At 70.1% G+C, this 24431-nt stretch carries 22 protein-coding genes and 2 pseudogenes; 11 read left to right on the top strand and 13 right to left on the bottom strand.

What is annotated here, in order from left to right:
* The first annotated feature begins 40 nt into the window (after positions 1-40).
* Positions 41-1063 (top strand): threonine aldolase family protein, encoded by a 1023-nt coding sequence (locus tag AAEX57_RS04460; protein ID WP_342090947.1) that lies wholly within the window; start codon positions 41-43, stop codon positions 1061-1063.
* Between the two features lie 3 nt (positions 1064-1066).
* On the opposite strand, the pseudogene AAEX57_RS16215 reads toward AAEX57_RS04460, so the two are convergent.
* Positions 1067-1688, bottom strand: a pseudogene (locus AAEX57_RS16215) (DUF3885 domain-containing protein).
* 156 nt (positions 1689-1844) lie between these two features.
* Here AAEX57_RS16215 and AAEX57_RS04455 point away from each other — a divergent pair.
* Positions 1845-2429 (top strand): hypothetical protein, encoded by a 585-nt coding sequence (locus AAEX57_RS04455; protein WP_342090948.1) that lies wholly within the window; start codon positions 1845-1847, stop codon positions 2427-2429.
* On the opposite strand, the gene AAEX57_RS04450 is transcribed toward AAEX57_RS04455, so the two are convergent.
* From AAEX57_RS04450 to AAEX57_RS04440, 3 genes are all read right to left on the bottom strand, one after another.
* Positions 2401-2571 carry a hypothetical protein gene (locus tag AAEX57_RS04450; protein ID WP_342090949.1) on the bottom strand — a complete coding sequence of 57 codons (171 nt, stop codon included), beginning with the start codon at positions 2569-2571 and terminating at the stop codon, positions 2401-2403. The genes AAEX57_RS04455 and AAEX57_RS04450 overlap by 29 nt on opposite strands.
* A gap of 219 nt (positions 2572-2790) precedes the next feature.
* On the bottom strand, positions 2791-3030 hold the full coding sequence (locus AAEX57_RS04445; RefSeq protein ID WP_342090950.1) for a helix-turn-helix domain-containing protein: 240 nt from the start codon (positions 3028-3030) through the stop codon (positions 2791-2793).
* The gene (locus tag AAEX57_RS04440; protein ID WP_342090951.1) at positions 3027-3683 is read right to left on the bottom strand and encodes a hypothetical protein; all 657 of its coding nucleotides are present in this window, start codon (positions 3681-3683) and stop codon (positions 3027-3029) included. The genes AAEX57_RS04445 and AAEX57_RS04440 overlap by 4 nt, the downstream gene beginning before the upstream one ends.
* Before the next feature lie 104 nt (positions 3684-3787).
* Between AAEX57_RS04440 and AAEX57_RS04435 the strand changes: the two genes are divergently transcribed.
* The gene (locus tag AAEX57_RS04435; protein ID WP_342090952.1) at positions 3788-4429 is read left to right on the top strand and encodes an MBL fold metallo-hydrolase; all 642 of its coding nucleotides are present in this window, start codon (positions 3788-3790) and stop codon (positions 4427-4429) included.
* Between the two features lie 15 nt (positions 4430-4444).
* On the opposite strand, the gene pknB is transcribed toward AAEX57_RS04435, so the two are convergent.
* Entirely contained in the window at positions 4445-6583 is a 2139-nt protein-coding gene (pknB, locus tag AAEX57_RS04430; protein ID WP_342091024.1) for a Stk1 family PASTA domain-containing Ser/Thr kinase, read from the bottom strand.
* Positions 6584-6723: 140 nt separating this feature from the next.
* Here pknB and AAEX57_RS04425 point away from each other — a divergent pair, with 140 nt between their 5' ends.
* Positions 6724-7491 (top strand): thiamine phosphate synthase, encoded by a 768-nt coding sequence (locus AAEX57_RS04425; protein WP_342090953.1) that lies wholly within the window; start codon positions 6724-6726, stop codon positions 7489-7491.
* A 4-nt stretch (positions 7492-7495) separates the two neighbouring features.
* Positions 7496-7825 (top strand): barstar family protein, encoded by a 330-nt coding sequence (locus tag AAEX57_RS04420; RefSeq protein WP_342090954.1) that lies wholly within the window; start codon positions 7496-7498, stop codon positions 7823-7825.
* 16 nt (positions 7826-7841) lie between these two features.
* Here the strand turns inward: AAEX57_RS04420 and AAEX57_RS04415 are convergent, their stop codons facing one another.
* Positions 7842-8951, bottom strand: coding sequence for a polyprenyl synthetase family protein (locus AAEX57_RS04415; protein WP_342090955.1), 1110 nt, complete (start codon positions 8949-8951; stop codon positions 7842-7844).
* Positions 8952-9035: 84 nt separating this feature from the next.
* Here AAEX57_RS04415 and AAEX57_RS04410 point away from each other — a divergent pair, with 84 nt between their 5' ends.
* Complete coding sequence (locus tag AAEX57_RS04410) at positions 9036-9929, top strand: methylenetetrahydrofolate reductase (protein WP_342090956.1); 894 nt, start codon at positions 9036-9038, stop codon at positions 9927-9929.
* A 26-nt stretch (positions 9930-9955) separates the two neighbouring features.
* Here AAEX57_RS04410 and AAEX57_RS04405 read toward each other — a convergent pair whose 3' ends face one another.
* From AAEX57_RS04405 to AAEX57_RS04395, 3 genes are read right to left on the bottom strand one after another with little or no spacing between them, the layout of a single operon-like run.
* Entirely contained in the window at positions 9956-10837 is an 882-nt protein-coding gene (locus AAEX57_RS04405; protein ID WP_342090957.1) for a 5-oxoprolinase subunit C family protein, read from the bottom strand.
* Entirely contained in the window at positions 10837-11466 is a 630-nt protein-coding gene (locus AAEX57_RS04400) for a 5-oxoprolinase subunit B family protein (protein ID WP_342090958.1), read from the bottom strand. Before AAEX57_RS04400 ends, AAEX57_RS04405 begins: the two co-directional genes overlap by 1 nt.
* Complete coding sequence (locus AAEX57_RS04395; RefSeq protein ID WP_342091025.1) at positions 11463-12233, bottom strand: LamB/YcsF family protein; 771 nt, start codon at positions 12231-12233, stop codon at positions 11463-11465. The genes AAEX57_RS04400 and AAEX57_RS04395 overlap by 4 nt, the downstream gene beginning before the upstream one ends.
* Positions 12234-12365: 132 nt before the next feature.
* Here AAEX57_RS04395 and AAEX57_RS04390 point away from each other — a divergent pair, with 132 nt between their 5' ends.
* The 3 genes and pseudogenes from AAEX57_RS04390 to AAEX57_RS04380 all read left to right on the top strand — a co-directional run bounded on the left by AAEX57_RS04390 (position 12366) and on the right by AAEX57_RS04380 (position 14841).
* Positions 12366-13025 (top strand): GntR family transcriptional regulator, encoded by a 660-nt coding sequence (locus AAEX57_RS04390; protein WP_342090959.1) that lies wholly within the window; start codon positions 12366-12368, stop codon positions 13023-13025.
* Positions 13026-13126: 101 nt separating this feature from the next.
* Positions 13127-13877, top strand: a pseudogene (locus AAEX57_RS04385) (DUF969 domain-containing protein); the annotation flags it as partial.
* Positions 13867-14841 (top strand): DUF979 domain-containing protein, encoded by a 975-nt coding sequence (locus tag AAEX57_RS04380; protein ID WP_342090961.1) that lies wholly within the window; start codon positions 13867-13869, stop codon positions 14839-14841. The pseudogene AAEX57_RS04385 and the gene AAEX57_RS04380, both read left to right, overlap by 11 nt.
* A gap of 18 nt (positions 14842-14859) precedes the next feature.
* On the opposite strand, the gene AAEX57_RS04375 is transcribed toward AAEX57_RS04380, so the two are convergent.
* From AAEX57_RS04375 to AAEX57_RS04360, 4 genes are read right to left on the bottom strand one after another with little or no spacing between them, the layout of a single operon-like run.
* On the bottom strand, positions 14860-17094 hold the full coding sequence (locus AAEX57_RS04375; RefSeq protein WP_342090962.1) for a HelD family protein: 2235 nt from the start codon (positions 17092-17094) through the stop codon (positions 14860-14862).
* 40 nt (positions 17095-17134) lie between these two features.
* On the bottom strand, positions 17135-18490 hold the full coding sequence (locus tag AAEX57_RS04370; RefSeq protein WP_342090963.1) for a hypothetical protein: 1356 nt from the start codon (positions 18488-18490) through the stop codon (positions 17135-17137).
* On the bottom strand, positions 18487-19107 hold the full coding sequence (locus AAEX57_RS04365) for a DUF4126 domain-containing protein (protein WP_342090964.1): 621 nt from the start codon (positions 19105-19107) through the stop codon (positions 18487-18489). Before AAEX57_RS04365 ends, AAEX57_RS04370 begins: the two co-directional genes overlap by 4 nt.
* Positions 19108-19140: 33 nt before the next feature.
* Positions 19141-20034, bottom strand: a complete 894-nt coding sequence (locus AAEX57_RS04360) for a helix-turn-helix domain-containing protein (protein ID WP_342090965.1) — start codon at positions 20032-20034, stop codon at positions 19141-19143.
* 171 nt (positions 20035-20205) lie between these two features.
* On the opposite strand from AAEX57_RS04360, the gene AAEX57_RS04355 reads away from it, so the two are divergent.
* Together AAEX57_RS04355 and AAEX57_RS04350 are read left to right on the top strand one after the other, a co-directional pair.
* Positions 20206-20499 (top strand): DUF6504 family protein, encoded by a 294-nt coding sequence (locus AAEX57_RS04355; protein ID WP_342090966.1) that lies wholly within the window; start codon positions 20206-20208, stop codon positions 20497-20499.
* A 3-nt stretch (positions 20500-20502) separates the two neighbouring features.
* On the top strand, positions 20503-24408 hold the full coding sequence (locus AAEX57_RS04350; RefSeq protein WP_342090967.1) for a DNA polymerase III subunit alpha: 3906 nt from the start codon (positions 20503-20505) through the stop codon (positions 24406-24408).
* Positions 24409-24431: the final 23 nt, after the last annotated feature.

The following is a 24431-nucleotide window of genomic DNA, read 5'->3' as shown; positions in this document are numbered from 1 at the left end:
CCCGGTCCCCCGAGCCTGTCGAGGGGAAGAGAGCACCCAGATGATCGATCTGCGTTCCGACACCCTGACCAGACCGACGCAGGAGATGCGCCGGGCCATGCTCGACGCCCCGGTGGGTGACGACGTCTACGGCGAGGACCCGACGGTCGGTGAGCTGGAGGATCGCGTCGCCGGCCTGTTGGGGCACGAGGCGGGGCTCTTCGTGCCGACCGGCTCGATGGCCAACCTGCTGGGCATCTGGCTGCTGGTGCCCAGCGGCGCCGAGGTGGTGTGCGATGGGCAGGCGCACATCGTCCGGGCGGAGCTGGGGGCGCACGCCCAGCTGCACGGCATCACCTCGCGCACCTGGACCACCGCGGACGGGATTGCCGATGCCGCGACGGTGGCCGCGGCGCTCGCGCCCGACAACGGGCCCTTCCTGGTCCGCACGGCCGCGATCGAGATCGAGAACCCCCACAACTTCGGTGGCGGCACGGTGCACTCCATCGAGTCGTTGCGCCAGATTCGACGGGTGGCCGACGACGCCGGGCTGGCGATGCACCTGGACGGCGCGCGGCTGTGGAATGCGCATGTGGCCACCGGCACCCCGCTGCGGGAGTACGGCGAGCTCTTCCAGACCGTCAGCGTGTGCCTGAGCAAGGGCCTGGGCGCTCCGGTGGGGTCGGTGCTGGTCAGTTCCGCCGAGAACATTGCCCGGGCCCGGGTTCAGCGCAAGCGGTTGGGCGGTGGCTGGCGGCAGGCCGGGATGCTGGCCGCGGCCGGGTTGTATGCGCTGGACCACCACGTCGAGCGGCTGGCCGACGACCACGCAGCGGCAAGGGCCTTTGCCGAGGCCGTGGCCCTGGCGGCGCCCGGATCGGTGGAGCCGGAGAAGGTGCCCACCAATATCGTGGTGGTGCAGACGGGCGAGCGCCCGGCCGGTGAGGTGGCGTCCGCGGCGGCCGCCCAGGGCGTCGCGCTGAGCGCCGTCGGTGCTCACCTGGTGCGCGCCGTCACCCACCTGGACGTCGGCCTCGATGAGTGTCGCGAGGCCGGGAAGATCCTGGGTTCCCTGCTGGGGTGAGAGCTAGGACAGCGGGCCCAGCCTGGCCCGGATTCCGTCGTTCGGCGGCAGCCAGCCCGGATACTTGGCGCCCAGAGCATCCCTGCTGGCCGCGTCGCGCAGAATCAGGTCCACGCCCCCGTCGTAGGGGCAGAAGAGCCACGCGCAGTCCGGGGCGGTCAGCACGGATCTGGGCCGAGTCGGCTGCCGCGGACAGCAGGAGTGCGTCGATCTCGCTGTCCGTGAGGCCACCCTTCACCCAGAAGTACCTGGTGATGCGGTCCCTGTCATCGACTTCGTCGAACCGCCACCACGGCCACGCCCCCGGGAGTGCCTTGCGGCTCCATCCCGAGCTCGTGTCAACCGACCCGTAGTCCTCTGCAACCACGAAGAATTCGCTGCTCGGGCGACCGTCGGAGATTTCGGTGAGCAGCGTTCGCTGGCGGTGCAGGAGTTCTGCGCGCTCGTCGGCAGATTCGGCGAACTGCTTGGGCTGAGGCAGGCTGTGGAAGCGGATCCACCGTTCCTCGTGGGCGCACCGGAGTCGATGGCCCAGCACCGGGGTGTCCTGCCAGCAGGCCGTCCACGCTTCGGTGAGGGCGCGAGACCGCTCACTGTGCTCCGGGTCTCGGAAGGCTCCGGACATGCCGCTGGCCCGCAGCCACGCGCGACGAGCCAAAAGCGCAGGAGACCAAGCATGACCGCAGCGTACTGACGCGCCTGCCCGGTGGGCCACCAGATTTCCGCTGGTGTGGATTTGTACAGACACCCGGGAATGGTGTTGCCATGGGAGGCTGAGGCCATGGATGAGAACGTGCTCCACGGCGTGGAGCCATGGAAGGGGAACCTGGCCGACGAGCAGGCCCCCAAGGTTCTGGTGCTTCCCGGGGCGAACTACCCCGCGCAGCTGCCGGGCCTGGCGCTGCCGCTGCGGGCGCTGACCCTCGACGGGTGGAATGCCCACGTCGCTCGCTGGACGATGGGACCGTCCACCGCCCCGGAACAGGCACAGGAACTGGTGGACGAGGCCATCGCCGCCTTCGTCGACCGGCACGGGCTGCCGGACCTGCTGCTCGCGAAGTCGGTGGGCACCCGGGCCGCGGGTTGGACCGCCGCCAACCGCATTCCGGCCATCTGGACCACCCCGCTGCTCACCGTGCCGGACTGCGTGGAGGCATTGGCCCGCTCCACAGCTCCCGCGCTCCTGGTGGCCGGCACCGACGACAGGGCGTGGGATGCCCACGCGGCCGTTCGTACGAAGCTCCCGGTGCACCTGATTGACGGCCCCGACCACGGCTGGCAGTGCGATGACTGGCGTCGTGAGTTGGAGGTGTTGGCGGAGCTGACCGGCGCGGTGGTCAGTTTCGCTGGTCGTCTGAACCCCTGATCGCGGCCCACAGCCGGGTGACGAGGGCCATCACGATCATCCCGACCACCACCGTCGGCAGGATCGAGTAGCCGTTGGCGTACATCGCCCAGGTGACCGCAATCGTGCAGCCCAGGGCAACCGCGGTGGGGGACTTGAGCATCGGGGCTCCGTTCGGGGTCGACGTCGGGGCCAGCCTCTCATGCTCTGGTGACGACACCGTTCACCGTGCCCTCTCGAGCCGTCGCCTTGCTCCACCACACGGCTCCTTGCTCCATCAACCGCCGCCCTGCCACGGCAATAACGTGCGCGCAGGCCAAGCGTCCAAGGACCAAGGCAAGCGTTCGCGGAGCAAAGTGACCGTTCGGGGAGCAGGGCGAGGTCAATCTTCCCGACGGACGGTCAGGATGTCGCCGGGTTGACAGTCCAGCGCCCGACAGATCGCCGTGAGACTGGTGAAGCGGATGGCGCGGGCGCGGCCGTTCTTCAACACCGAGAGGTTGACCAGCGTGGTGCCAGCCCGGCTGGCCAGCTCGGTCAGGGTCATGCCGCGCGCTTCCAGGATCTCGTCCAGATGGATCTCGACGCCGTGGTCCCGCTCGGAGGAGTCGGTGGGCGTCATACGGTGGCCTCCACCTCTTCCCGCAAGGGAATGGATTCCCGGATGACGCGGGCGATGGTGAGCAGGCCGAAGCCACCGATCACCGTGGCCCAGCTCCAGTGCCAGTGGGCCGACCAGGCGGCGGCCGGGCTGTAGTCGGTCACCAAGTGGGAGGTGACCAGCACCATGCAGGTGGCGCCGATTGCCTGCAGAGCAACCCAGCCAGCCAGGACGTACCAGCCCAGCCGTTGCAGGGCGCTGGCCAGCTGGCTGGTGAACAGGCCACCGCGTCGGGCCCGTTTGATCATCTGGCGGGTGAGGAGCAGGAAGCCGATCGTCCACAGCAGGTCCAGCAGCACCGGCACGCTGGACAGAGCACGATCGGTGGCGGACATCGACTCTTGGCAGAGCCGGAAGCGGTCCGGATAGCCCTGTTCCACGCCGGGGCGGAGGTTCTGCACCCCGTCGGTGCCCTCACCGGAACCACCGATCCACAGCCCGGTGTGCGGCACCTCGATGCAGGGATGACTGGTGCCCCAATTGCCGATAGCCGGGTGCCCGCCGAGCATGGGGGAAGAGGCCATCAGCACGAACAAGGCAAACAGCAGCACCATGGCCAACCAGGTGATGGTGTCGATCGGCCCCAGCGGATCGCGGCGTCGGGTGGGTGGCATGGCCCGTCCTTATCGATTGTCGGTATTAATGAAAAACGATAAGTCCGGGACGGGCGGACGTCAAGACCCTCGACAGCGTCGCGTGCGGCGGCCAGACTGGGGCCATGCAGATCACCCATTGTGGACATTCCGCGGTGCTCGTCGAGACGGCAGGGGTTCGCCTGTTGATCGACCCCGGCAATTTCAGCGAAGCATGGCACGGGTTGACCGATCTGGACGCGATCCTGGTGACCCACCTGCACCCCGACCATGCCGACCCGGAACACCTCCCGGCCTTGGTCAGGGCCAATCCCGACGCGAAGGTGCTGACCGAACCCGGCGTGCTGGAGACCGTCGACCTGGCCGGCCGCGGCGAGGGGATCAATGCCGACAGCTCCGTGCGGCTGGGCGCGCTGAAGGTCTCTGCGGTCGGCGGCACCCACGCCGTGATCCACCGTGACATCCCGATGATCGGCAATGTCGGTCTGGTGCTGGAGGCGGAGGGAGAGCCCACCTTCTTCCATCCCGGCGACTCGCTGGCCACCGTCCCGGCCGGTATCGACGTGCTCGCGATCCCCGCCTACGGCCCGTGGGCGGCGATGAAGGAGACGGTCGACTTCGTCCGCGACGTCGACGCCGCGCAGGGCTTCCTGATCCACGACGGCCTGCTCAACGAGCGCGGCTGGAGCCTGTCCTTCAACCGGATGGGAGAGATGAGCAACACCACTCTCGCCGACCATCGCGACCAACGGCCCTGGATTGTGTGAGCGGCGGATGCGGAATCAGACGATCCAGATGGTGACCGTCTCGCCCTTCTTCACCTTGTCACCGGCGGTGGGGTAGCTGGCCTGCACCTTGTCCTCCCGGACCGCGTGGGGGGTGACGTGCACCACCTTCACCTGCAGCCCAGCCGTGTTCAGCGCCGTCGCCGCCTCGCCCTCGGTCTTGCCGGAGAGCTCGGGGACGGTCACCTTCTCGGACCCCTTGGAGACGGTCAGGGTGATGGTCTGGCCATTCTTGCCCTCGCCGGAGCTGGGGTTCTGGGAGATCACCTTGTCCTGGTCCACGTCGTCGGACTGCTGCTCGACGACCTTCACCGCGAAGCCGGCGGTCTCCAGCGAACGTCGGGCGGTCTCGACGCTCTTGCCGGTGTAGTCCTTGATGGCGACCGGGCGCTGGCCCTTGCTGACCACCAGGTTGATCACCGCGCCGCGCTTCAGGACGGCGCCCTGCGGCTGCGAGACGGTGGCGATGATCCCCTGCGGCACGGTGGAGGAGTAGTCCTCCCCGGCATTGCCGACCGTCAGTCCGGCCTTCTCGATCGCGGCCCGAGCCTGGTCCAGGTTCATCCCCACCACCGACGGCATGGTGTGCCGCTCCGGCCCGCGGGAAACCCAGGCGGTGATGGTGGCATTCTTCGCAACCCGGCTTCCGGCGTCGGGCTCGGAGCGGATCACGACGCCCTTGGGCACGGTCTCCGAATACTCCTGCACCACATCCAGGGAGAGCCCATTGGCCTGGGTCAGCGCGACGGCCTGCGACTGCTTCTGGTTGACCAGGCTGGGGGCGGAGCCGTACTCGTCCCCGCCGAACCAGCGCCACGAACCGAAGGCCAGGGCGGCCGCCAGGGCCAGCACCAGCAGCAGGTAGACCAGTCCGCGACGGCGACGCCGGGTGCGGCGCCGCTGCTCCGCGACCGCGTCGACGCTGCTCGGGTGCGGCGCGGGATGCGAACCGCCCGTCGGCATGGGAGCCCACGGTTGCGGCCCGGTCTGGGGACGGGGCACCGGCTGGGAACACTGCGACGGCGGGGTCATCGGGCTGTACGGATTGACGGTCGGCTGGGGGGCCCGAGTGGCCGGTGAGGGCGCCACGGGTGGCAGGTCCACCCGGGTGGCGTCCTGCGGCCGCTGCAGGACGGTGGTGGCTTCGTCGACCGGGCTCACCGGGGAGGCGGCGATGGCCTGGGTCTGGGCCTCGGCCCGGCCCCGCTCGATCGAGGCGCTCATCTGCTGGGTCAGTGCCGGATCATCCAGGATGCCGTGCTGCAGCGCGCGTCGGGCGGTCCGGATCAGGTGCAGCAGTTCCCGGCCGTCGTGCGGGCGTTCCGCGGGGGTGCGACGGGTGCAGGCCACCACCAGAGCGTCCAGATAGGGCGGGATGATCCGACGGGAATCCATCGATCGCGGATCATTGTCGTTGACCGCCGCCGACGGCGCCGGAATGTCGTTGTGCACATGGCTGTAGGCCACTTGGATCGGCGTCTCTCCGGTGTGCGGCTTCTTGCCGGTGAGCATCTCGTAGAGCACGACGCCGGCGGAATAGACGTCGCTGCGCGCATCGGCCCGGCCGGTGGTGACCAGCTCCGGCGGCAGGTAGCTGACGGTGCCGATCAACAGGCCCTGGGTGGCGGTGGCGGTCTGGTTGGTGACGGCGCGGGCCAGGCCGAAGTCGGCCACCTTGATCTGCCCGCGGTCACTGATCAGCACATTCTCCGGCTTGACGTCGCGGTGCACCAGCCCGGCCTCGTGGGCGCTGGACAGGGCGCTGACCACATTCTCCATCACGTCCAGGGCGCGCAGCGGCGGCAGCGGCGACTCCCGGGTGATCACATGCCGCAAGGTGCATCCGGTGACGAACTCCATCACGATGTAGGGCCGGCCGTGGTCGATTCCCTGGTCGAAGACGCTGACCACGTGGGGATTGCTCAGGGTGGCGGCCGAGCGGGCCTCGCGGTCGAACTTGCGGGCGAATTCCGCGTCGTCGCCCAGGCCGTCGTGCATCACCTTGATGGCGACGGTGCGAGCCAGCCGACGATCCTGTGCGCGGTAGACCGTGGCCATGCCGCCACGAGCCAGCTTCGCCAAGATCTCGTAGCGACCATCCAGCACGCGGCCCACCAAGGGATCGCTCATGCTCATCGTGGTCACAACAGCTCCATACACGGTCGGGGAAGAAAGGCCGTGTCAGCCCCGAGGGCCAAGTTCCCTCAGGGTGAAGTGTAGGCGGCGTGCTGGCCAAAACGGATCCACGCCCCGCCCATCCGCCCTATTCTGGGCGGGTGACTGCTCTCATGGGACTCTCCAGCCGACTCAAGGTGGCCAAGCTGCACCTGATCACCGATGTGCGCACCACGCAGGGTGATTTCCGCGATTTCGTCGTCGAGGCGCTGCGCGGCGGCGTCGACCTGCTGCAGGTGCGCGACGCCGACGCCACGCCCGAGCAACTGCTGGCCGCGCTGGAGATCGCACAGAGCGCCGCGCTGCAGCTCAACGCCACTGTCGTGGTGGGCAATGACCTGGCCGTGGCCAGGACCTTCGGCGCAGACGTGCTGCACCTGGGCGCCGCCGACGAATCCATCCTGGCCGCCCGCACGGCGCTGCCGGAACACAGTCTGGTGGGGCGCTCGGTGCATTCGGCCGACCAGCTGCGCACGGCACAGGCCGACTACCTCTTCGTCGGGCCGGTCTTCGGCGGTTCCCGCGGCGGCGTCGACTTCCCGGGGCTGGATCTGGTGCGCGAGGCCGCCCAGCGCGAGCCGTTGGGGGAGCGCGACGCGACGCCGTGGTTTGCCGTGGGCGGGATCAGGCCCAGCACCATCGAGCAGGTGATCGGTGCCGGCGCGCTGCGGGTGGCCGTCTCCTCCGCGATCACCGTCGCCGACGACCCGCAGGCCACCGCCGCCGCTCTCAAGCAGGTGCTGCAGCAGGCCTGGGATGACCGGCCGGAGATGGAGGGCTACGCGCTGGCCGCCTTCGGCGGCGGCGACGCACAGTTCATCAACCGCAACACGATCGACCCCGACACCATCGACCGCGACAAGCTGTGAACCGATGAGCCATCCCTTCGTTCCCGATCAAGCACCCGGCCGCCGCGTGGTGGTGGAGCTGGGCGACGGCCTGCGGCAGAACCTGACCGACCTGGCCACCGCCCTGGACCTACCGAACCCGGCCGGGGCCGAACTGGATGCCCTGACCACCGCCCTGCGCGGATTGGACGAGCCGCTCAGCCTGGTGCTGGTGGGCTGGCAATACCTGGCGGTGGAGGATCCGGGCGCGTGGGCGGCGCTTCGTGCGGTGCTCGACGGGGCCGTCGTCGCCAATGACCATCTCGAGGTGCTGCACGGGCCGATCTCCCGCGAGGGGAACCCGGCACTGCAGTAGCGCCCGCGGGCTCTGCTCAGTACTCGCGACGGACGCAGGCCTCGGCCAGTCTCACCAGGGCGGTGCGGCCCTCGTCGGTCACCGTTGCCGCATCCAGCGCCGCCATCGCCTGGTCGAAGGCGGCGTCGATGGTGCTCTCCACCGCCTCCTTGGCACCGCTGGCGGTGATGATCTCCCGGCCGCGGGCCACCTGTTCGGCGCCCAGCGACGGGTCGCCCAGCATCGCGTCCAGTTCGGCGGCGTCGGCGGCCGGCGCCTTGGCCAGGGCGTGCGCCACCAGCACGGTGCGCTTGCCCTCCCGCAGGTCGTCGCCGGCGGGCTTGCCGGTGAGCTGCTGGTCGCCGAAGATCCCCAGCAGGTCGTCGCGGAACTGGAAGGCGCGGCCGATCGGGGACGCAAACAGCGCCAGCTGGTCCAGCAGCACCTGGTCGGCCCCGCCCAGCGCCGCACCGAACTGCAGCGGCCGCTGCACCGTGTAACGGTTGGTCTTGTACTCCACCACCCGGTTGGCGGTGATCAGGGCCTGCTCCAGATCCGCGGTGGCCGGGGCGGACTGGGCAATCACGTCCAGGAACTGGCCGCAGGTCACCTCGGTGCGCATCGCCTCGATCAGCGGGCGGGCGACGGTCAGCCGCTCGGCGGGCACCCCGGCATTGGCCAGCAGCTGCTCGCTCCAGACCAGCAGCAGGTCGCCGAGCAGGATCGCGCCGGCCCGGCCGAAGGCCCCGGCATCGCCCCGGCCACCCCGGGCCCGGTGGAGTTGCTCGAACTGGCGGTGGGCCGCGGGCACCCCCCGTCGGGTGTCGGACGCGTCCATCACGTCGTCGTGCATCAGGGCGCTGACGTGCAGCAGGTCCAGACTGGCGGCGGCGCGCACCAGCGCGTCGGGATCGGTCGGCGCGCCGCCGGCGGCCACCCGTCCCCAGTAGCAGAAGGCGGGGCGGACGCGCTTGCCGCCGCCCGTGAAGACGGTGGCGAGTTCCAGCGGCAGGTCCAGTTCCGGGCCGATGGCTGACAGCTCGTCGCGACGCTCGTCCAGAAAGGTGGTGATCGCGGTGCCGATGGCGGCGCGGAAGTCCGCACCGGCCGGATCGGCAGGGGAGAAGGGGAGCTCAGCAGTGGCCACGACGTCGAGCCTACTTCCCGGCGAGGTTGTCCACGAATGGATCGATGGGCCAGTCGGATTCCCGACGCCCCTAGGGTGAAAACCATGCCCCAGGAGCGTCCCACCATTGCCCAACTGCTGGCCACAGCCGATCGCCCGCTGTTCGGTTTCGAGTTCTTCCCGCCGCGCGACGACGCCGCCCAGGAACAGCTGCGCAGCGCGATCGAACGGCTGGAACCGCTCGGCCCGGACTTCGTCTCGGTCACCTATGGCGCCTCGGGGTCCACCCGCGAGCGCACCATCGACGCCACCCGGCGGATCGCCGCGGCCTCGTCGATCCCGGTGATGGGGCACCTGACCTGCGCCTCGCAGAGCCGCGCGGAGCTGGAGACCACCATCGGCGCCTATGCCGAGGTGGGGTTGAAGCATGTGCTGGCGATCCGCGGTGACATGCCGGGTGGCCCCACCGTGCCGTGGGAACAGCACCCCGAGGGTCTGGCCAATGCCACCGAGCTGGTGCGGCTGGTGAAGCAAGCGGGGGATTTCTGCGTCGGCGTGGCAGCCTTCCCCGACGTGCATCCGGAGCGGCGCGATGCCGCGCTGGATGCCCGGATCCTGGTGGACAAGGCTGAGGCCGGCGCCGAGTTCGCCATCACCCAGCTCTTCTTCAATCCCGACGCCTATTTCGACCTGGTGCAGCGGGTGCGGGACCTGGGCTGCCAGATCCCGATCATCCCCGGCATCATGCCGATCACCAACATCAACCAGGTCAAGCGGTTCGCGGAACTCTCCGGCGCGCCGGTGCCGCAGCAGGTGCAGTTGCGGCTGGCCGAGGTGGCAGACGACCCGGCCGGGGTGCGCCGGGTGGGCTCCAGGATCGCGTCGGAGATCGCCGTGACGCTGCTGCGCGGCGGCGCGCCCGGGCTGCAGTTCTTCACCCAGAACCGCTCGCTGGCCACGCGGGAGATTTTCGCGATGTTGCTGGAACGGCGCTGGTGATGCGGCCCTGGTCACTGGCCCAGTGATCAGGCCAGGATCCGTGGTCGGCTGACCGCGAAGCGCACGGTCTGCCCCGGCCGAGCCTGGGCCAGCAGGTCCGCGTCGGGGCCGTCCACCACGACGATCACCGGATAGCCGCCGGTGGTGGGGTGGTCTGGTCCGAAGACCAGAGGCTGGCCGGAGCTGGGCACCTGGACCGATCCCCGCACCACCGCCTCGCTGGTCAGCTCACCGTCGACGGCCCGCTCCAGGGCGGGGCCACTGAGCCGGGTCCCCACCCGATCGGACTCGCTGGTCACCTGCCAGGCGGTCCCGGTGAAGAGTTGATGGGCGGCGGCGGTGAACCAGTCCTGCCGCGGCCCCCACACCGCCCGCAGGGTGAGCTCGTCGCGCTGGGCCGTGCTGGTCACGCACAGGTCGCTGGCGACGATGGTCCGGCCGCCCCGGGCACCGACGGGCACCAGGTCGCCGGCTTGCAGTACGGCGGGGCCGATCCCGCGGGTCGGGTCACAGGAGCGGCTGTTGAAGACCGGGGGAAGATCCAGCCCGCCATGGGCTGCCAGGTAGCTGCGCAGCCCGACCACCGGCTGACCCACCTCCAGCAGCTGTCCAGCACGCAACAGCACCGGGCTGAAGGCGTCGACCGGGCGGCCGTCCACCGTCAGCGGGCAGGGTGCGCCGGTCAGCGCCACCAGCAGGTCGCCGTCGACGGCGCGTACCGCCAGCTGGCCCAGTACCACCTCCAGACAGGCCAGGCCGGGTGCATTGCCGATGATCCGGTTGGCCAGGGCGAAGGCTGCCCGATCCCACGCGCCGCTGGCGCTGATCCCCAGGCTGGCCAGGCCCGGGCGGCCCAAATCCTGCACCAGGGTGCGCAGCCCCGCGCGTTCCACCACCAGGCCTGCCATCAGCGCACCTCCCGGAAGCGGATCCGGGCACCCGGCACCAGCAGGGCCGGGGGTGTGCGCTGCGGATCCCAGAGCACGGCGTCGGTGCTGCCGATCAGTTGCCAACCGCCGGGCGAGGCCTGCGGGTAGATGCCGGTGAACTCCCCGGCCAGCGCGACGCTGCCCGGCGGGATCCGGGTGCGGGGCGTCTTCAGCCGGGGCACCTCCAACCCGCCGTTCTCGCCGCTGAGGTAACCGAAGCCGGGCATGAAGCCGGCGAACTCGACGGTCCACAGCTGGCCGGTGTGCCGACGCACCACCTCGGCGGTGTCGGTGCCCAGGAGCCCGGCCACCTGTGCCAGATCCTCACCGGTATAACGCACGTCGATGGTGGTCGGGGGTGTGTCGGTGGCCTGGGCGGCGTCCAGCCCGGCGGCCAGCAGCGCCCGCAGGTGTGCGACGGCCGCGGGCAGGGCCTCGGCGTCGGCGCACTGCAGGCTGACGGTGCGGGCGGCCGGCACCAGATCCACCACGCCGGGTGCCGGGTGGTTCAGCAGCGTCTGGTGCAGCTGGCGTCGGGTGGTGGCATCGGGCAGTTCCACCAGCACCGAGGTCCGGCCAGCGCTGAGCAGCCGGGCCTGGACGCTCATCGGAAGCTCTTCAGGGTGATGCCCGCCTGGTCGAGCGCCACGCGCACGGCCCGGGCCATCGCCACCGCGCCGGGGGAGTCGCCGTGGACGCAGATGGAATCGGCCTGGATCTGTACCCGGCTGCCGTCGACGGCGGTGAGGCTGCCGGTGGTGACCAGCTCCACCATCCGCCGGGCCACCTCATCTGCGTCGTGCAGCACCGCGCCCGGTTCGCGACGCGAGACCAGCCTCCCCTCGGGGGTGTAGCCGCGATCCGCGAAGGCCTCCCGGGCCGTCGCGATCCCCGCCTGCTCGGCCAGTTCCAGCACCAGGGCCCCGGGCAGGCCGAGAATGGCCAGCGGCGACTCCAACGTCTGGTTGATGACCTGGACCGCCTCGACGACGGCGGTGGCCTGCCCCTGGTGGTGCACGATCGTGTTGTAGAGCGCCCCGTGCGGTTTCACATAGGCCACTCGCGCGCCCACGGTGCGGGCAACCCCGGTGATGGCGGCCAGTTGGTAGACCAGCTCGGCCCGCAACTGGCCGGGGTCGACGTCGATGAAGCTGCGGCCGAAGCCGGCCAGATCCCGGTAGGAGACGTGGGCCCCCACCACCACGTCTCGTTCGGCGGCCAATTGCAGGGTCTCGGCGAGCACCAGGGGATCGCCGGCATGGAAACCGCAGGCCACATTGGCCGACGTGACCACGTCCAGCAGGGCCCGGTCATCACCCATCCGCCACTGGCCGAAGCTCTCGCCCATGTCGGCGTTCAGGTCGATGGTTCGCAGCGCTTGCGTCATGGGCCAAGATTGTTCAACGATCTCGACCCTGTCAAGATGCACACCCCCGTTGGGTCGGGGTCTGGGAGACTGATGGCGGGTGTCCGCCGGGCGCTGCAGGGGATGTCGTGAAGGGAACCAATGGCCATGGAGCATCGCGAACCGCCCCGGGTGGAACGCTGCTTCGTCCGTCTGGCCGACGGTATCCTCGCCGGCGGCTACCAACCCGGCCAGCGGTTGGACGAGGTGCAGCTGGGGGAGCGCCTGGCGGTCAGTCGCAACACCCTGCGCGAGGCCTTCCGGATGCTGGCCCATGAGCAGCTGGTGGAGCACCACCCCAACCGAGGTGTCTTCGTCCGCCGGATCGGGCCCGAGGAGTCCCGGCACCTCTTCGCGGTCCGTCGCCACCTGGAGCTGGGCGCGTTGGATGACCTTGCCGCGCGGGCGGTCCAGTGCCAGCTGGCCCCAGATTCCGCGGCGCTGGAGCGGCTGGTGCACACCGTCGTGCTGGCCGCTCGCGCCCGGGACCGGGACGACTGGGTGGGGGTGGGCACCGCCAATGCGCTCTTCCACATGGCGCTGGTGGAGCTGGCGGACAATCCCGTGGCAAGCCGGTTGATGCGGATCGTGACCGCCCAGACCCGGTTGCGCTACCTGACGCTGGGCAATCCGCGAGCGGTGCACGAGAGCTTCCTGGACGAGAACCAGCGGATTGCGGACCTGTTGCGGGCCGGCCAGCTGGCGCGGGCCCGGGGAGTGCTGGAGCTCTACCTCTTGCGGGCCGAGGAGGAACTCAGCTGAGGCTGAGGTCTTGCCAAGATTGTTCAACAACATCTAGATTGCGGCGCGGTGCCGAAGCGCGGCGCCCGGCTCCTTGGGCCGAGCTCGACGAGGAGCACAACATGTGGGTACTCCTGGCCGTCGCCATCGTGGTGATCGGCTTCGCATTGCGCATCAATTCCATGCTCGTGGTGGCCGCCGCGGGTGTCGCCGCCGGATTGTTGGGCGGCATCTCGCCGGTGAAGATCGTCGAGGCCTTCGGCACCGGCTTCGCCAGTTCCCGCTCGGTCAGCGTCTTCATCATCGTGTTGCCAGTGATCGGTCTGCTGGAACGTTACGGTCTGATGCAACAGGCTCGACGGCTGATGGGCAAGTTGAAGGGGATGACCGCCGGTCGGCTGCTGGTGGCCTACCTCGCGCTGCGCCAGGCGACCGCCGCCCTCGGTCTGGCCGCGATCGGTGGCCCGGCACAGGCCGTTCGGCCGCTGATCGTCCCGATGGCCGAGGCCGCCGTCGAGCGCAGCCACCCGCGCTACACAACCCGAATGCGGGAGAAGCTGCGTTCCTACGCCACCAGCGCTGACAACATCGGACTCTTCTTCGGCGAGGACGTCTTCATCGCGATCGGCTCCATCCTGCTGATCACCGGCTTCGTCGACGCCACCTATGGGCTCAAGCTGGAGGCGATCCAGATCGCCCTGTGGTCCATCCCCACAGCCATCCTGGCCTTCCTGGTGCACACCCCACGGCTGCTGTTGCTCGACCGCTCGCTTGCGTCAATGGCCGCCGAGGGTGACACCGCCCCGGCCGACGCCCCGACCGAGGCCGGGGAACCGGCTCCCACCACCGAAGGAGCCGAACGATGATCAAGGTCGAATGGTTCTACTGGCTGTGCGCTGCGATCTTCTTGCTGATTGCCCTGATCCGGCTGCGCGACCGCAGCGACGCCAAGCGCTTCGGCTCGGCCGCCTTCTGGACGCTGGTGGCCTTCTGCTTCGTCTACGGCACCTTCGTGGTGGACAAGACCGGATCCGCCTTCATCGAGGGGATCGCGGTGCTGCTGCTGGTGGCGCTGGCCGGTCTCGGCTTCCCCGGGCGCGGCACCCTGGACTCAACCTCCGACGAGCAGCGGGAGCTCACCGCCGCCCGCTACGGCAACTGGCTCTTCGTACCGGCCCTGATGATCCCCGTCGTGGCCGGGATCGCGGCGGCGCTGGGCCTGAACCACGCCTCGCTGGGTGGCCGCCCGCTCTTCGAGCCGTCGATGGCCACCATCATCGGCCTGGGGATCGCCGCACTGGTGGCGCTGGCGGTGGCCTGCTGGCGTTTCCGGGTGCGCGACATCGCCGAGCCCTTCCGGGAGGGCGACCGGCTGCTGGGTCACATCGGCTGGGCTGCGATCCTGCCGCAATTCCTGGCCACGCTGGGAATGCTGTTCAAGGCGGCCGGTGTGGGTGATGCCGTCGGCAGGATCACCACCATGATCCTGCCGGAGGGCAAGCTCTTCGCCGCCGTGGTGGTCTACTGCCTGGGGATGGCGATGTTCACCGTGATCATGGGCAATGCCTTCGCCGCCTTCCCGGTGATGACCGCGGCCGTCGGCTGGCCGGTGCTGGTGCAGCAGTTCGACGGCACCCCGGCCTCGATCTTCGCGATCGGCATGCTGGCCGGCTTCTGTGGCACGCTGTGCACGCCGATGGCCGCCAACTTCAACCTGGTGCCGGCGGCGCTGCTGGAACTGGAGGACAGCTACGGCCCGATCAAGGCGCAGCTGCCCACCGCTGCCATCCTGCTGGCGGGCAACATCGTCCTGATGTACCTGCTCTGCTTCCACTGACCCAGCACAGGCGGCGGCTCACAGCACCCGTCGCCAGGCGCCCGGACGTCCGTCGACGTCCAGGATGGTCAACCGCTGGGTGGGGCGGGTCAGCGCCACGTAGAGCACTCGTTCCCGGCCCGGGGTCTCCTCGACGATGTCGTCGGGGCTGACCACCAGCACGCCGTCGTACTCCAGGCCCTTGCTCTCCAACGGGGTGACCACGACGCAGCGTTCCAGGTTCTCGACGATCTGCGGCTGCGCGGAGGCCTGGCGGCGCACCGTGCGCATCAGCGACGGCGGGACGATGATCCCGATGGTGCCGTCCACCTGCTCGGACAGGGTGGCCACCTGCTCGCCGATCGCCGTCATCAGGTCACCGCGCGGGGCGGTCACCAGCAGCGGGTCGTTGCCGGTGGAGCGGACCGCCTCGGGCAGGTCGGCGTCGGGGAAGACCGGGGTGATCACCTTGGCGGCCAGCCGGAAGACCTCCGCGGGGGAGCGGTAGTTCTTGGTGAGCCGGAAGGTGCGGTGCGGGGCGGTGCCGATCAGCTCGCGCATCACCTGCTCGGTCTCGGCGGGCACCGGCCAGGAGGACTGCGCCGGGTCACCGACGAGTGTCCAGGAGGCCTGCGGGCCGCGGCGGCGCAGCATCCGCCACTGCATCGGCGTGACGTCCTGCGCTTCGTCCACCAGGACGTGGGCATAGGTGTTGTGCGGCTCGTCGTCCAGGCTGTCCTCGCGCTCGTCGCGCAGCAGGTCGGCGGTGGTGACGATCTCCGCCACCTGGTCCATCCCCTCGAGGAAGAGCGGCTCGTCACGCTCCTCGCTGCGGGGGGTGGGGCCGATGATGCTGACCAGCTCGTCCAGCAGCGCGATGTCGGCCACCGACCAGCCGGTGGAGCGGTCGTCGTCCTCGTTGGAGGTGGTGGCGGCGAAGCTCTCGGCCAGCACCTCGCACTCGTCCTCGCTGAGCAGGTCGCCGGCGACGCGGCGCAGCAGCGCGGCATCGGCGCAGCGAGCCAGCACCCGGGGCGCGGAGAGCAGCGGCCACCAGGCATTCATCATCATCTGGAAGGCGGCCTGACCGGTCACCGCATCCTCGAACTGGTCACGGTCCAGGTCGTGCTCGTCGGCGGGGAAGCGACTCCACAGCGCGTTCACGACGGCCTGTTCGGCCACCTCGCGTGAGCGGTTGTTCTTGTGGCTGGCCAGCAGGTCGGCGCGCATCCGGCGCAGCTTGTCGGCCTTCAGGGTGAGCACCTCGCCCTTGACGCTGACCCGCAGCTGCAAGGCCTCGTCATACTCGACGGCGGGGGAGACGACCAGCCGCTTGAGCAGCGGCAGCATCCGCAGCGAGCCCTTCAGCGTCGCTGCCTGCGCACCATCCACCCGGTCGACAGCGGTGCGCAGCACGTCGCTGGCCACCGAACCGATCGACTTCAGCGTCACCGAATCCTCGCCCAGGCTGGGCAGCACCCGCTCGATGTAGTTCATGAAGACGCTGGAGGGGCCAACCACCAGCACGCCGCCCTTCTCGAGCCGCTTGCGGTTGGAGTACAGCAGGTAGGCGGCGCGGTGCAGCGCGACGACGGTCTTGCCGGTGCCCGGCCCGCCGGCGATCACGGTGACACCCTGGTAGGGGGCGCGGATCGCCTCGTCCTGCTGCGCCTGGATGGTGGCGACAATGTCCTTCATCTGGTGCCCGCGGGCCCGGCTGAGCGCCGCCATCAGGGCGCCCTCGCCGATCACCGGCAGGTCGGTGGGCACCGAGTCGTCCAGCAGGTCGTCCTCGATCCCGATCACCCGGTCGTCGCGGCAGCGCAGCACCCGACGGCGGATCACGTCCATCGGGTTGTTGGCGGTGGCCCGGTAGAAGGGCTCCGCGGCGGGCGCGCGCCAGTCGATCACCAACGGCTCGTAGTCGTCGTCTCGCACCCCGATCCGGCCGATGTAGCGGTGCTCCTCGCCCCGCAGGTCCAGTCGGCCGAAGACCAGCCCCTCGTGCTCCGCGTCCAGCACCGCCAGCCGTTTGGCGGCCTGGAAGGCGAAGGCGTCGCGCTCGAACAGGGCGGTGCCGTCCTCCTCGCGCATCCAGTTGCCGCGGTCGGTGACGAACTTGTTGCGACCTTCGGCCTCCACCTGCTTCGCGGAGGCCGTGGCCACCTCGAGTTGGGCGTGCACGCGGTCGACGTGGCGCTGCTCGACGGCCAGTTCACTGTCCAGCAGGGCTTGCTGGTCGGTGGTGGTCTCGGGGCGCTGCGGATCGGTCAAGGGGCTATTCCTCACTGAAGACTTGCCTGACCACTTTACGCTACCGACGGCCGGGTCTGGCCTGTCGCCGCGGCGGTGGGGGATTCCGGTTGGTGGGACGAATGTCCTCCCCGGTCAGCTGTTCATGGATGCCGTAGGCGGCCAGTGCCGCGCTGAGCAGTTCCCCCCACGGGTCCGGGCCGGCGTGGCTGGCCGACGAGGCCGCCCAGCGGTGTTGGTCGATCTTCAGTTTGGGGCGGTGCTGCCAGTCCTTGAAGGTACTGGGCGCCAGCCCCCAGGACAGGTCCGGCCGGGGATGGTTGTGGTCGTGCACGGTGCGCAGCACCCGGCCGTCGGCCAGCGGGCGATGCCAACTGACCACCGGGGTGCCGGCGGTGTGGTCCACCAGCTCGACGATGCCCAGTTCCACCGCCGGGTTCTCCGGGCAACGGGCCAGCGGACGCAACTCGTCGTCCAGGCCGTCGAGCAGTTCCTGCCGCACGGTGGGGGCCATCGCGGGCCGGCCCAGCGGACGGCCGAGCAGCCCAACCTGCTGGTGGGGGATGGTGTCCAGCAGGATGTCGGCGTCGGTGCTGGGGGCGGGGGTGATGTCCGACAGGTCGGGCAGGCCGGAGCCGAGCAGGGGTGCGGGGGCGCCGATGCGCTCCACCCCGCGCAGCTCGAGCCGTTCGGCCAACAGTTCCACCAGCCGGGAGGCGCGCTGGCTGACGCCGTCGTCGTCCACCAGCTGCCAGTGGCTGAAGCGACGATGGATGGCCAGCCGGATGGCCAGCAGCGCCGGATTGCGGCCGGGGGAGGCGCCGGCAAGGTCTCCCTGGATCCGCACGATCCGGGCCAGGTGAGGGTTACCGGTGCGCTCAGCCAGCTCGTCCAGGCTGGTGCGCCAGGACAGGCCGGCCCGGGTCTGCCGGGTGAAGGTGTCGTCCTCGACGGGGCGTTCCAGCCCCACCAGCCGCAGCCGCTGCCACAACTCGTCGAGATCGTCCAGCAGCTCGGTCCAGCGCTGTGCGGCGGACTGGCCGAAGGCGTGCTCGACGGCGTGGAACTGGGCGCCGCGTTCGCTGGGCAGCACGAACTGGCGTCCGTCGGCAAAGCGGTGCACCTGCTCCGGCGCGGGGATCAGGTTTAGCCCGTGCCGGGTCAGTTCGGCGTCGAAGGCCCGGCCGGACTTCTTGAACAGGTCTCGCCAGCTGGCGGGCAGTCGGAAGTGCTGCGGCAGTTCATCGGTCTCGACGCCCAGGTGCGGGTGGCTGGCCCAGTGGCCGCCGTCGGGCAGTCCGTCGGCGTCCAGCACGACGTGGTGACCGGCCTTCGCCAGCCGGGCGGCGGCGGCCATCCCGGTCAGGGTGGCACCCCGCACCAGCACGGTGGCCGGTGTCTGGTCGGGTGGGGTCACCGGCCGTCCTCGTGCATTCCGCGCTCGGTCGATCCCCGCAGGCCGGCCAGGTTGCGCCGCACCATCGCGACCCCGCGTCGGATCTGGGTGAAGACCAGGGCGAAGAGCACCAGCCCGGTCACCAACAGCACCCCGGCCAGTACGGCCGCGGGCACGGGGTGTTCGGCGGCCAGCGCGAGCACGGTCACCAGGGAGACGTCATTGGCCACCGAGGCGGCCACATTGCTGACTGGCTCGGGGGAGGTGTTGATCGCCAGTCGCAGGCCGGATTTGGTGATGTGGCTGAGCAGCGCGCTCACCCCGCCGATGCTGGCCAGCGCGATGGTGGTCAGCGATCCGGTCTGCCCGGCGATCAGGGCGGCGATCACCGCGCCGGCCACGGGACGCACGACGGTGGAGGCGGCATCCCAGGTGGAGTCCAGCAGCGGGATCTTGTCCGCCAGCAGTTCGATCGTCGCCAGCACCGCCATCACGATCAGCACGTCGGCGCGCTGGAAACCGGTGGGAACCTCCCCGACGTGCGCGAAGCGGCCGAGCAGCCCCAGCACGAGCACCGTCGCCCAGGCATTCAGCCCGGAGGCCCACCCGGAGGCGAAGGTGAGGGGAAGAAGTTCCATGATTCCCAGCCTAGAGGGTGCTCCGGCCTGCCCTCACCACTCCAGGACCAGCAGGTGGGTGCCGACGGCGGCATTGGTGATCACGCAGTGCGCCTGGTCGGGCGCGATGAACAGCGACTTGCTGATCCGGGTGACCTGGCCAGTGTTGGGATCGGTGAAGCTGCGTTCGATGTGCTTGGGCGGGCTGCCCTGGAAATGCACCTCCAGCACCAGCAGGTCCGTCGGGGCGGGGACGGCCCGGCCGATCCGGGTGGTGGGCTTGCCGCCGGGGCCGTAGTCGCAGCGTTGGGTGGTGAGGATCGACTCGCCGCGACGCAGCGCTCGGGGGAGCTTCACCTCCGCCAGGGTCAGGTTGTCACCGGGCATGGTGCGGATGTTCTGCATGGTCATGCCCGACAGCGGCTGGATGCCGGCGCTCTGCCCGGGTTCGGCCTGCACCACGGAGGTCCAGCCGTCCACATTGTCCACCTCGGCGCGGGAGACCTGCGTGGTGATGGTGTGGGTCTCGATGTGGTCGGAGCCGATGTAGGAGACGTCATGCACCATCATCCGTCGCCAGTTCTTGGCCTGCTTGTGGGTGATCTCCTCAAGATCGGGGGGTAGGTAGTCGGCCTGGGGCAGCAGGTCGTTGATGTTCTGCCAGCCGGGGTCGCCGGTCATCGCCCACAACAGGTGACCGGGATCGACGCCCAGGATGCTCTCCAGCGCGTTGACCACGTCCTGGGAACGGTTGCGGGTGGGGCGGGAACGCCCGGTGGCCCAGTAGCTCAGCGTCGCGGTGGAGACCCGCAGGTCCTGCGCGGCGAGCTTGTTCTGGATCCGGTGCAGCGAGAGGCCCCGCTGGGTGATGGCCTCACTCAGACGGTCGGCAAACAGATTCGGCGAGGACGAGGGGTCTCGGCGGCCGATCGGGGGAATTTCGGTCATCTCACCCCACATGCTTTCACATTGGGGTCAGGCCCAGTGAATTGTGACCAGTCTCATGTTTGCCCCCTCAGCACGGCCCCTGGTCCTCGGCCCTCGTCTTCTGTCGGTGGCGGCGTCTATAGTGGCTCTTGATCGAAATCATGTTCGATTCATGATCGTCTGGAGGTCGCCGTGCGCAGGTGTGATGAGGCCATCGAGGTGCGGCTGGGGCGGGTCGGCGACGACGAGGGGCCCAGCCAGTTCCTGTGGCGCAACAAGCTCTGGCGGGTGCTGACGGTGCAGCAACGCTGGATCGAGTCGGGCAGTTGGTGGGAGCACGCCGAATCCGGCAGCGATGACCTGTTGCGTGAGCGCGAGGTGTGGCGGGTGGAGGCCGCCGCTGGCCAGTACCTCAGCCGCGGCGTCTACGAGTTGGACCATGCCTGGGCCGATGGCAGTTGGCGGCTGCGCACCGTGGTGGACTGAGCGATGGATCCCTTCGTCCACCTGCGGGTGGCCTCGGGCTACTCGCTGCAGTACGGCGCCAGCCACCCCGGCGAGCTGGTGGCGGCCGCCGCCGCGCAGGACATGGACACCCTGGCCCTGACCGACCGCGACGGGCTCTATGGGGCGGTTCGCTTTGCCAAGGCCTGCCTGCGCACCGGCGTCGCTCCCGTGGTCGGGGTGGATCTGGCCGTGCCCTTCGCCGGTCAGCCGCGCCCGGCCACCCGTCGGCGCACCGCGGCCCGCGGCGGTGAACTGCGCGATGCCCGGCTGCCCCGGGTGGTGGCCACCGCCACCAGTCGCGACGGCTGGGCAGACCTGTGCCGGCTGGTCACCGACACCCACCTGGCGGGGGAGCGTGGCAAACCCGTCGCCACTCCCGAGCTGGTCGCCCGGCACGCCGCCGACGGCAACCTGCTGGTCACCTTGGGGGCGGACAGCCAGTTCGGGCTGCACATCGCCGCCGGCCGGGCGGATCTGGCCCGCGACGAACTGCACCACTGGCTGGATCTGGTGGGCCCCGAGTGCTTGTTGGTGGGTGTCACCAATCACCAGGTGGGCGGCGACGGGGTGGCCAGCGCCCACCAGGCCGGGCGGATGCTGGCGCTGGCCGACGAGCACCGGCTGACCGCCGTGCTGACCAACCAGGTGCGGATGGCCGAACGTCGCCAGGCCGCCACCATCGACGTGCTGGATGCCGCCCGACGGCTGGTGCCGCTGGATGCACGCAATGTGGACCGGCGCAATGCCGAGGCCCACCTCAAGAGCGGCAAGCAGATGCTGCGGCTGGCCGAGGATGTCGCGCGGCTGGCTGGGCGGGGCAGCACCGGCGCTGAGCGGCTGCTGGCCGACACTCGGCTCACCGCGTTGCGCTGCCGGTTGGATCCGCGCGCCGACATCGGGTTGGGGGAACTGCACCTGCCCGAGTTCGAGATGCTGGGCACCACCACCGGGCAGGCGATGGCCGAGCTGCGGGCCCACTGCGAGGCCGGGATCGCCGAACGCTACGGCCGGTCCACGGATCAGGTGTGTCGCCGGCTGGACGAGGAACTCGACGTGATCGGCCAGCTGGGTTATGCCGCCTACTTCCTCACCGTCGCCCAGGTGGTCGGCCTGGTGCGGGAGTTGGGCATCCGCTGCGCCGCCCGAGGCTCGGGCGCCGGCAGCCTGGTCAACTACCTGCTGGGGATCTCCGGCGTCGACCCGCTGGCCTATGGGCTGGTGATGGAGCGCTTCCTCTCCCCGCTGCGCCAGGCGCTGCCGGACATCGACCTGGACGTGGAATCCGCTCGTCGCACCGAGATCTACCAGAAGGTGCTGGAGACCTTCGGCGGCAGCCGGGTGGCCTGCGTCGCCATGCTGGAGACCTATCGGGTGCGGCATGCGGTGCGCGACGTCGCCGCCGCGCTCAGCATGCCGCCCGCCGAGGCCGACGCGATCGCCAAGGCCTTCCCGCACATCCGTGCCCGCGACGCCCGCAAGGCGCTGCGCGACCTGCCGGAGCTGCGCGCCGCCGGGCTGGCCGAACCCCGGCTGGACGTGCTGTTCGGCCTGGTGGAATCCCTCGACGGGCTGCCCCGGCATGTCGCGCTGCACCCCTGCGGGGTGATCCTCAGTGACTCCAGCCTGGCCCGCCGCACCCCGCTGGAGGCCAGTTTCGGCGGCTTCCCGATGAGCCAGTTCGACAAGGACGACGTGGAGGACCTGGGCCTGCTCAAGCTGGACGTGCTGGGCATCCGGATGCAGTCATCGATGGCGCACGCCCTGACCGAACTGGAACGCACCACCGGCGGCGCGCCCGACATCGACGCCCTGGCCCCCTTCGACGATCCGGCGGTCTACGACATGATCGGCCACGCCCAGACCTTGGGCTGCTTCCAGATCGAGTCGCCCGGTCAGCGCGAACTGGTCGGCAAGTTCGGGCCGAGCACCTTCAACGACATCATCATCGACATCTCGCTCTTTCGCCCCGGGCCGGTCAAGAGCGACATGGTGGTCCCCTTCCTGAATGCCCGGCAGGGTTGGTCCGCGCCCAGCTTCCTGCATCCTGATCTTGTTCCGGCGCTGGCCGAGACCGGCGGGGTGGTGGTCTTCCATGAACAGATCATCAAGATCATCTCGATCATCACCGGATGCAGCCTGGCCCAGGGGGATGAGGCTCGACGAGCACTGGGGGATGCGGCCGGTCAGCTGGACGTGAAGGACTGGTTCGTCCCGTTGGCCCGGAGCCGCGGCTACTCCGCCGAGCTGGTGGAGCGCATCTGGCAGGTGCTGGAAGCCTTTGCCAGCTTCGGTTTCTGCAAGGCGCACGCGGCCGCCTTCGCGCTGCCCACCTACCAGTCCGCTTGGCTGAAGTGGTACCACCCCGCGCACTTCCTGGCCGGGGTGCTCACCCATGACCCGGGGATGTATCCCAAGAGGTTGATCTTGGAAGAGGCTCGCCGCTGCAAGATCACCGTCTTGGGTGTCGACGTGAATCGCAGCGCCGCCAGCTACCGGGTGGAACGCACGCACCCCGAGCCCGCCCCGGCCACGGTCCCCGAGCCTGTCGAGAGGCCCGCCGCCGGTCTGCCCAACGGCTCGGGCTGGGCGATCCGGCTCAGCCTGGCCGACGTGAAGGGGATCAGCGAGACCGAGATCGCGCGGATCGTGGCCGGGCAGCCCTACACCAGCCTGAGTGACTTCTGGGCCCGGGCGCAGCCAGCGGCGCCGCTGGCCGAGAATCTGGTGCTGGCCGGTGCCTTCGACGAGCTCTACGGGGTGGGGCGGCCGTCGTCGGTGCTGCGGGACGGCCGGCTGACCCGGCGCGACCTGTTGCTGGCGCTGGCGGATCTGGTGCGCCAGGCCCGGGTGGATGCCCGCACCGCCAGCCGGGCCCGGGGGTTGCGCCGAGCCAGCCTGCCGACAGCTGCCGCCGGGGACGATCCGCGAGACCTGGCCCGGCGCCAGGCCCGGGGAGAGGTGATCCCCGGCCGGGCCGCCGAGCGGCTCGCCGGGGTGCAGCTGGCGCTGGACTTCACCGAGCCGGTCGAGGATGGGGAGGCCGACCCAGCCACGATCCCCGAGCCGGTCGAGGGGTTTGTCGACAACTCGCTGGCTGGGTTTGTCGAAGCCCCACCCACTGACGTCGTCGCCACCGGCCTGCCGGAGATGGACCACGACGAGCGGTTGGCCGCCGAGCTGGAGATCCTGGGGCTGGATGCCAGCCGGCATGTGGTGGAGGGCTACCGGGAGTTGTTGGACGAGCTGCGGACCACCGCCTCGGCCGATCTGCTGAAGCGGCGGCAGAAGGCGGATCTGCTGGTGGCCGGGGTGAAGGTGGCCACCCAGACCCCGCCGGTGCGGTCCGGGCGACGGGTGGTCTTCCTCACCCTGGATGACGCCACCGGGCCGGTGGACTGCACCTTCTTCGAGGATGCGCAGGGCCCCTATGCCGCCACCGTCTTCAACTCCTGGCTGCTGGTGGTGCGCGGGGAGTTGCGGCGCACGGGCCCGCGCGGGGTCTCATTGCGCGCCACCGGCGCCTGGGACCTGGCCGAGCTGCACCAGATCTGGCGTTCCCGGCTGGATTCCGGCGATGGGCGACGGGCGGCCCTGGCCGCGGTGCTGGAGGTGCTCGACCGGATCCCCGATGCCAACCAGACCACGATCCCCGAGCCTGTCGAGGGGCGAGACGTGGAGGCCTACACCGACTGGCGCACCTCGCCGCCCGCCGCCACCGGCGGCCCCGAGCACGAGACCAGGGCCGGCGGGATGGGCCAGCGTCGGGTGCTGGTGCACGCCAGTGGCTTCAAGCAGTCGCCCTATGCCGACGTGAAACCGGCCGGCGTGCCCGCCAGCCAGCCGCCGCGCAAGCTGTGGCACTCCTCGCCCGGAAGCTCCGGCCGATGAATCGCTCGGTTGGCGGAGCACAG

The organism is Luteococcus sp. H91, from assembly GCF_038433135.1.
Classification (GTDB): Bacteria; Actinomycetota; Actinomycetes; order Propionibacteriales; family Propionibacteriaceae; genus Luteococcus.
The sequence above is the reverse complement of the archived record's forward strand: the minus strand, read 5'-3'. Positions and strand labels throughout refer to the sequence as shown.

Excerpts from the sequence above, each read along its gene's own strand:
- AAEX57_RS04460 (WP_342090947.1), top strand. The coding sequence starts at position 41 with ATGATCGATCTGCGTTCCGACACCCTGACCAGACCGACGCAGGAGATG.
- AAEX57_RS04455 (WP_342090948.1), top strand. The coding sequence starts at position 1,845 with ATGGATGAGAACGTGCTCCACGGCGTGGAGCCATGGAAGGGGAACCTG.
- AAEX57_RS04450 (WP_342090949.1), bottom strand. The coding sequence starts at position 2,571 with ATGCTCAAGTCCCCCACCGCGGTTGCCCTGGGCTGCACGATTGCGGTC.
- AAEX57_RS04445 (WP_342090950.1), bottom strand. The coding sequence starts at position 3,030 with ATGACGCCCACCGACTCCTCCGAGCGGGACCACGGCGTCGAGATCCAT.
- AAEX57_RS04440 (WP_342090951.1), bottom strand. The coding sequence starts at position 3,683 with ATGCCACCCACCCGACGCCGCGATCCGCTGGGGCCGATCGACACCATC.
- AAEX57_RS04435 (WP_342090952.1), top strand. The coding sequence starts at position 3,788 with ATGCAGATCACCCATTGTGGACATTCCGCGGTGCTCGTCGAGACGGCA.
- pknB (WP_342091024.1), bottom strand. The coding sequence starts at position 6,583 with ATGAGCATGAGCGATCCCTTGGTGGGCCGCGTGCTGGATGGTCGCTAC.
- AAEX57_RS04420 (WP_342090954.1), top strand. The coding sequence starts at position 7,496 with ATGAGCCATCCCTTCGTTCCCGATCAAGCACCCGGCCGCCGCGTGGTG.
- AAEX57_RS04410 (WP_342090956.1), top strand. The coding sequence starts at position 9,036 with ATGCCCCAGGAGCGTCCCACCATTGCCCAACTGCTGGCCACAGCCGAT.
- AAEX57_RS04405 (WP_342090957.1), bottom strand. The coding sequence starts at position 10,837 with ATGGCAGGCCTGGTGGTGGAACGCGCGGGGCTGCGCACCCTGGTGCAG.
- AAEX57_RS04400 (WP_342090958.1), bottom strand. The coding sequence starts at position 11,466 with ATGAGCGTCCAGGCCCGGCTGCTCAGCGCTGGCCGGACCTCGGTGCTG.
- AAEX57_RS04390 (WP_342090959.1), top strand. The coding sequence starts at position 12,366 with ATGGCCATGGAGCATCGCGAACCGCCCCGGGTGGAACGCTGCTTCGTC.
- AAEX57_RS04380 (WP_342090961.1), top strand. The coding sequence starts at position 13,867 with ATGATCAAGGTCGAATGGTTCTACTGGCTGTGCGCTGCGATCTTCTTG.
- AAEX57_RS04365 (WP_342090964.1), bottom strand. The coding sequence starts at position 19,107 with ATGGAACTTCTTCCCCTCACCTTCGCCTCCGGGTGGGCCTCCGGGCTG.
- AAEX57_RS04360 (WP_342090965.1), bottom strand. The coding sequence starts at position 20,034 with ATGACCGAAATTCCCCCGATCGGCCGCCGAGACCCCTCGTCCTCGCCG.
- AAEX57_RS04350 (WP_342090967.1), top strand. The coding sequence starts at position 20,503 with ATGGATCCCTTCGTCCACCTGCGGGTGGCCTCGGGCTACTCGCTGCAG.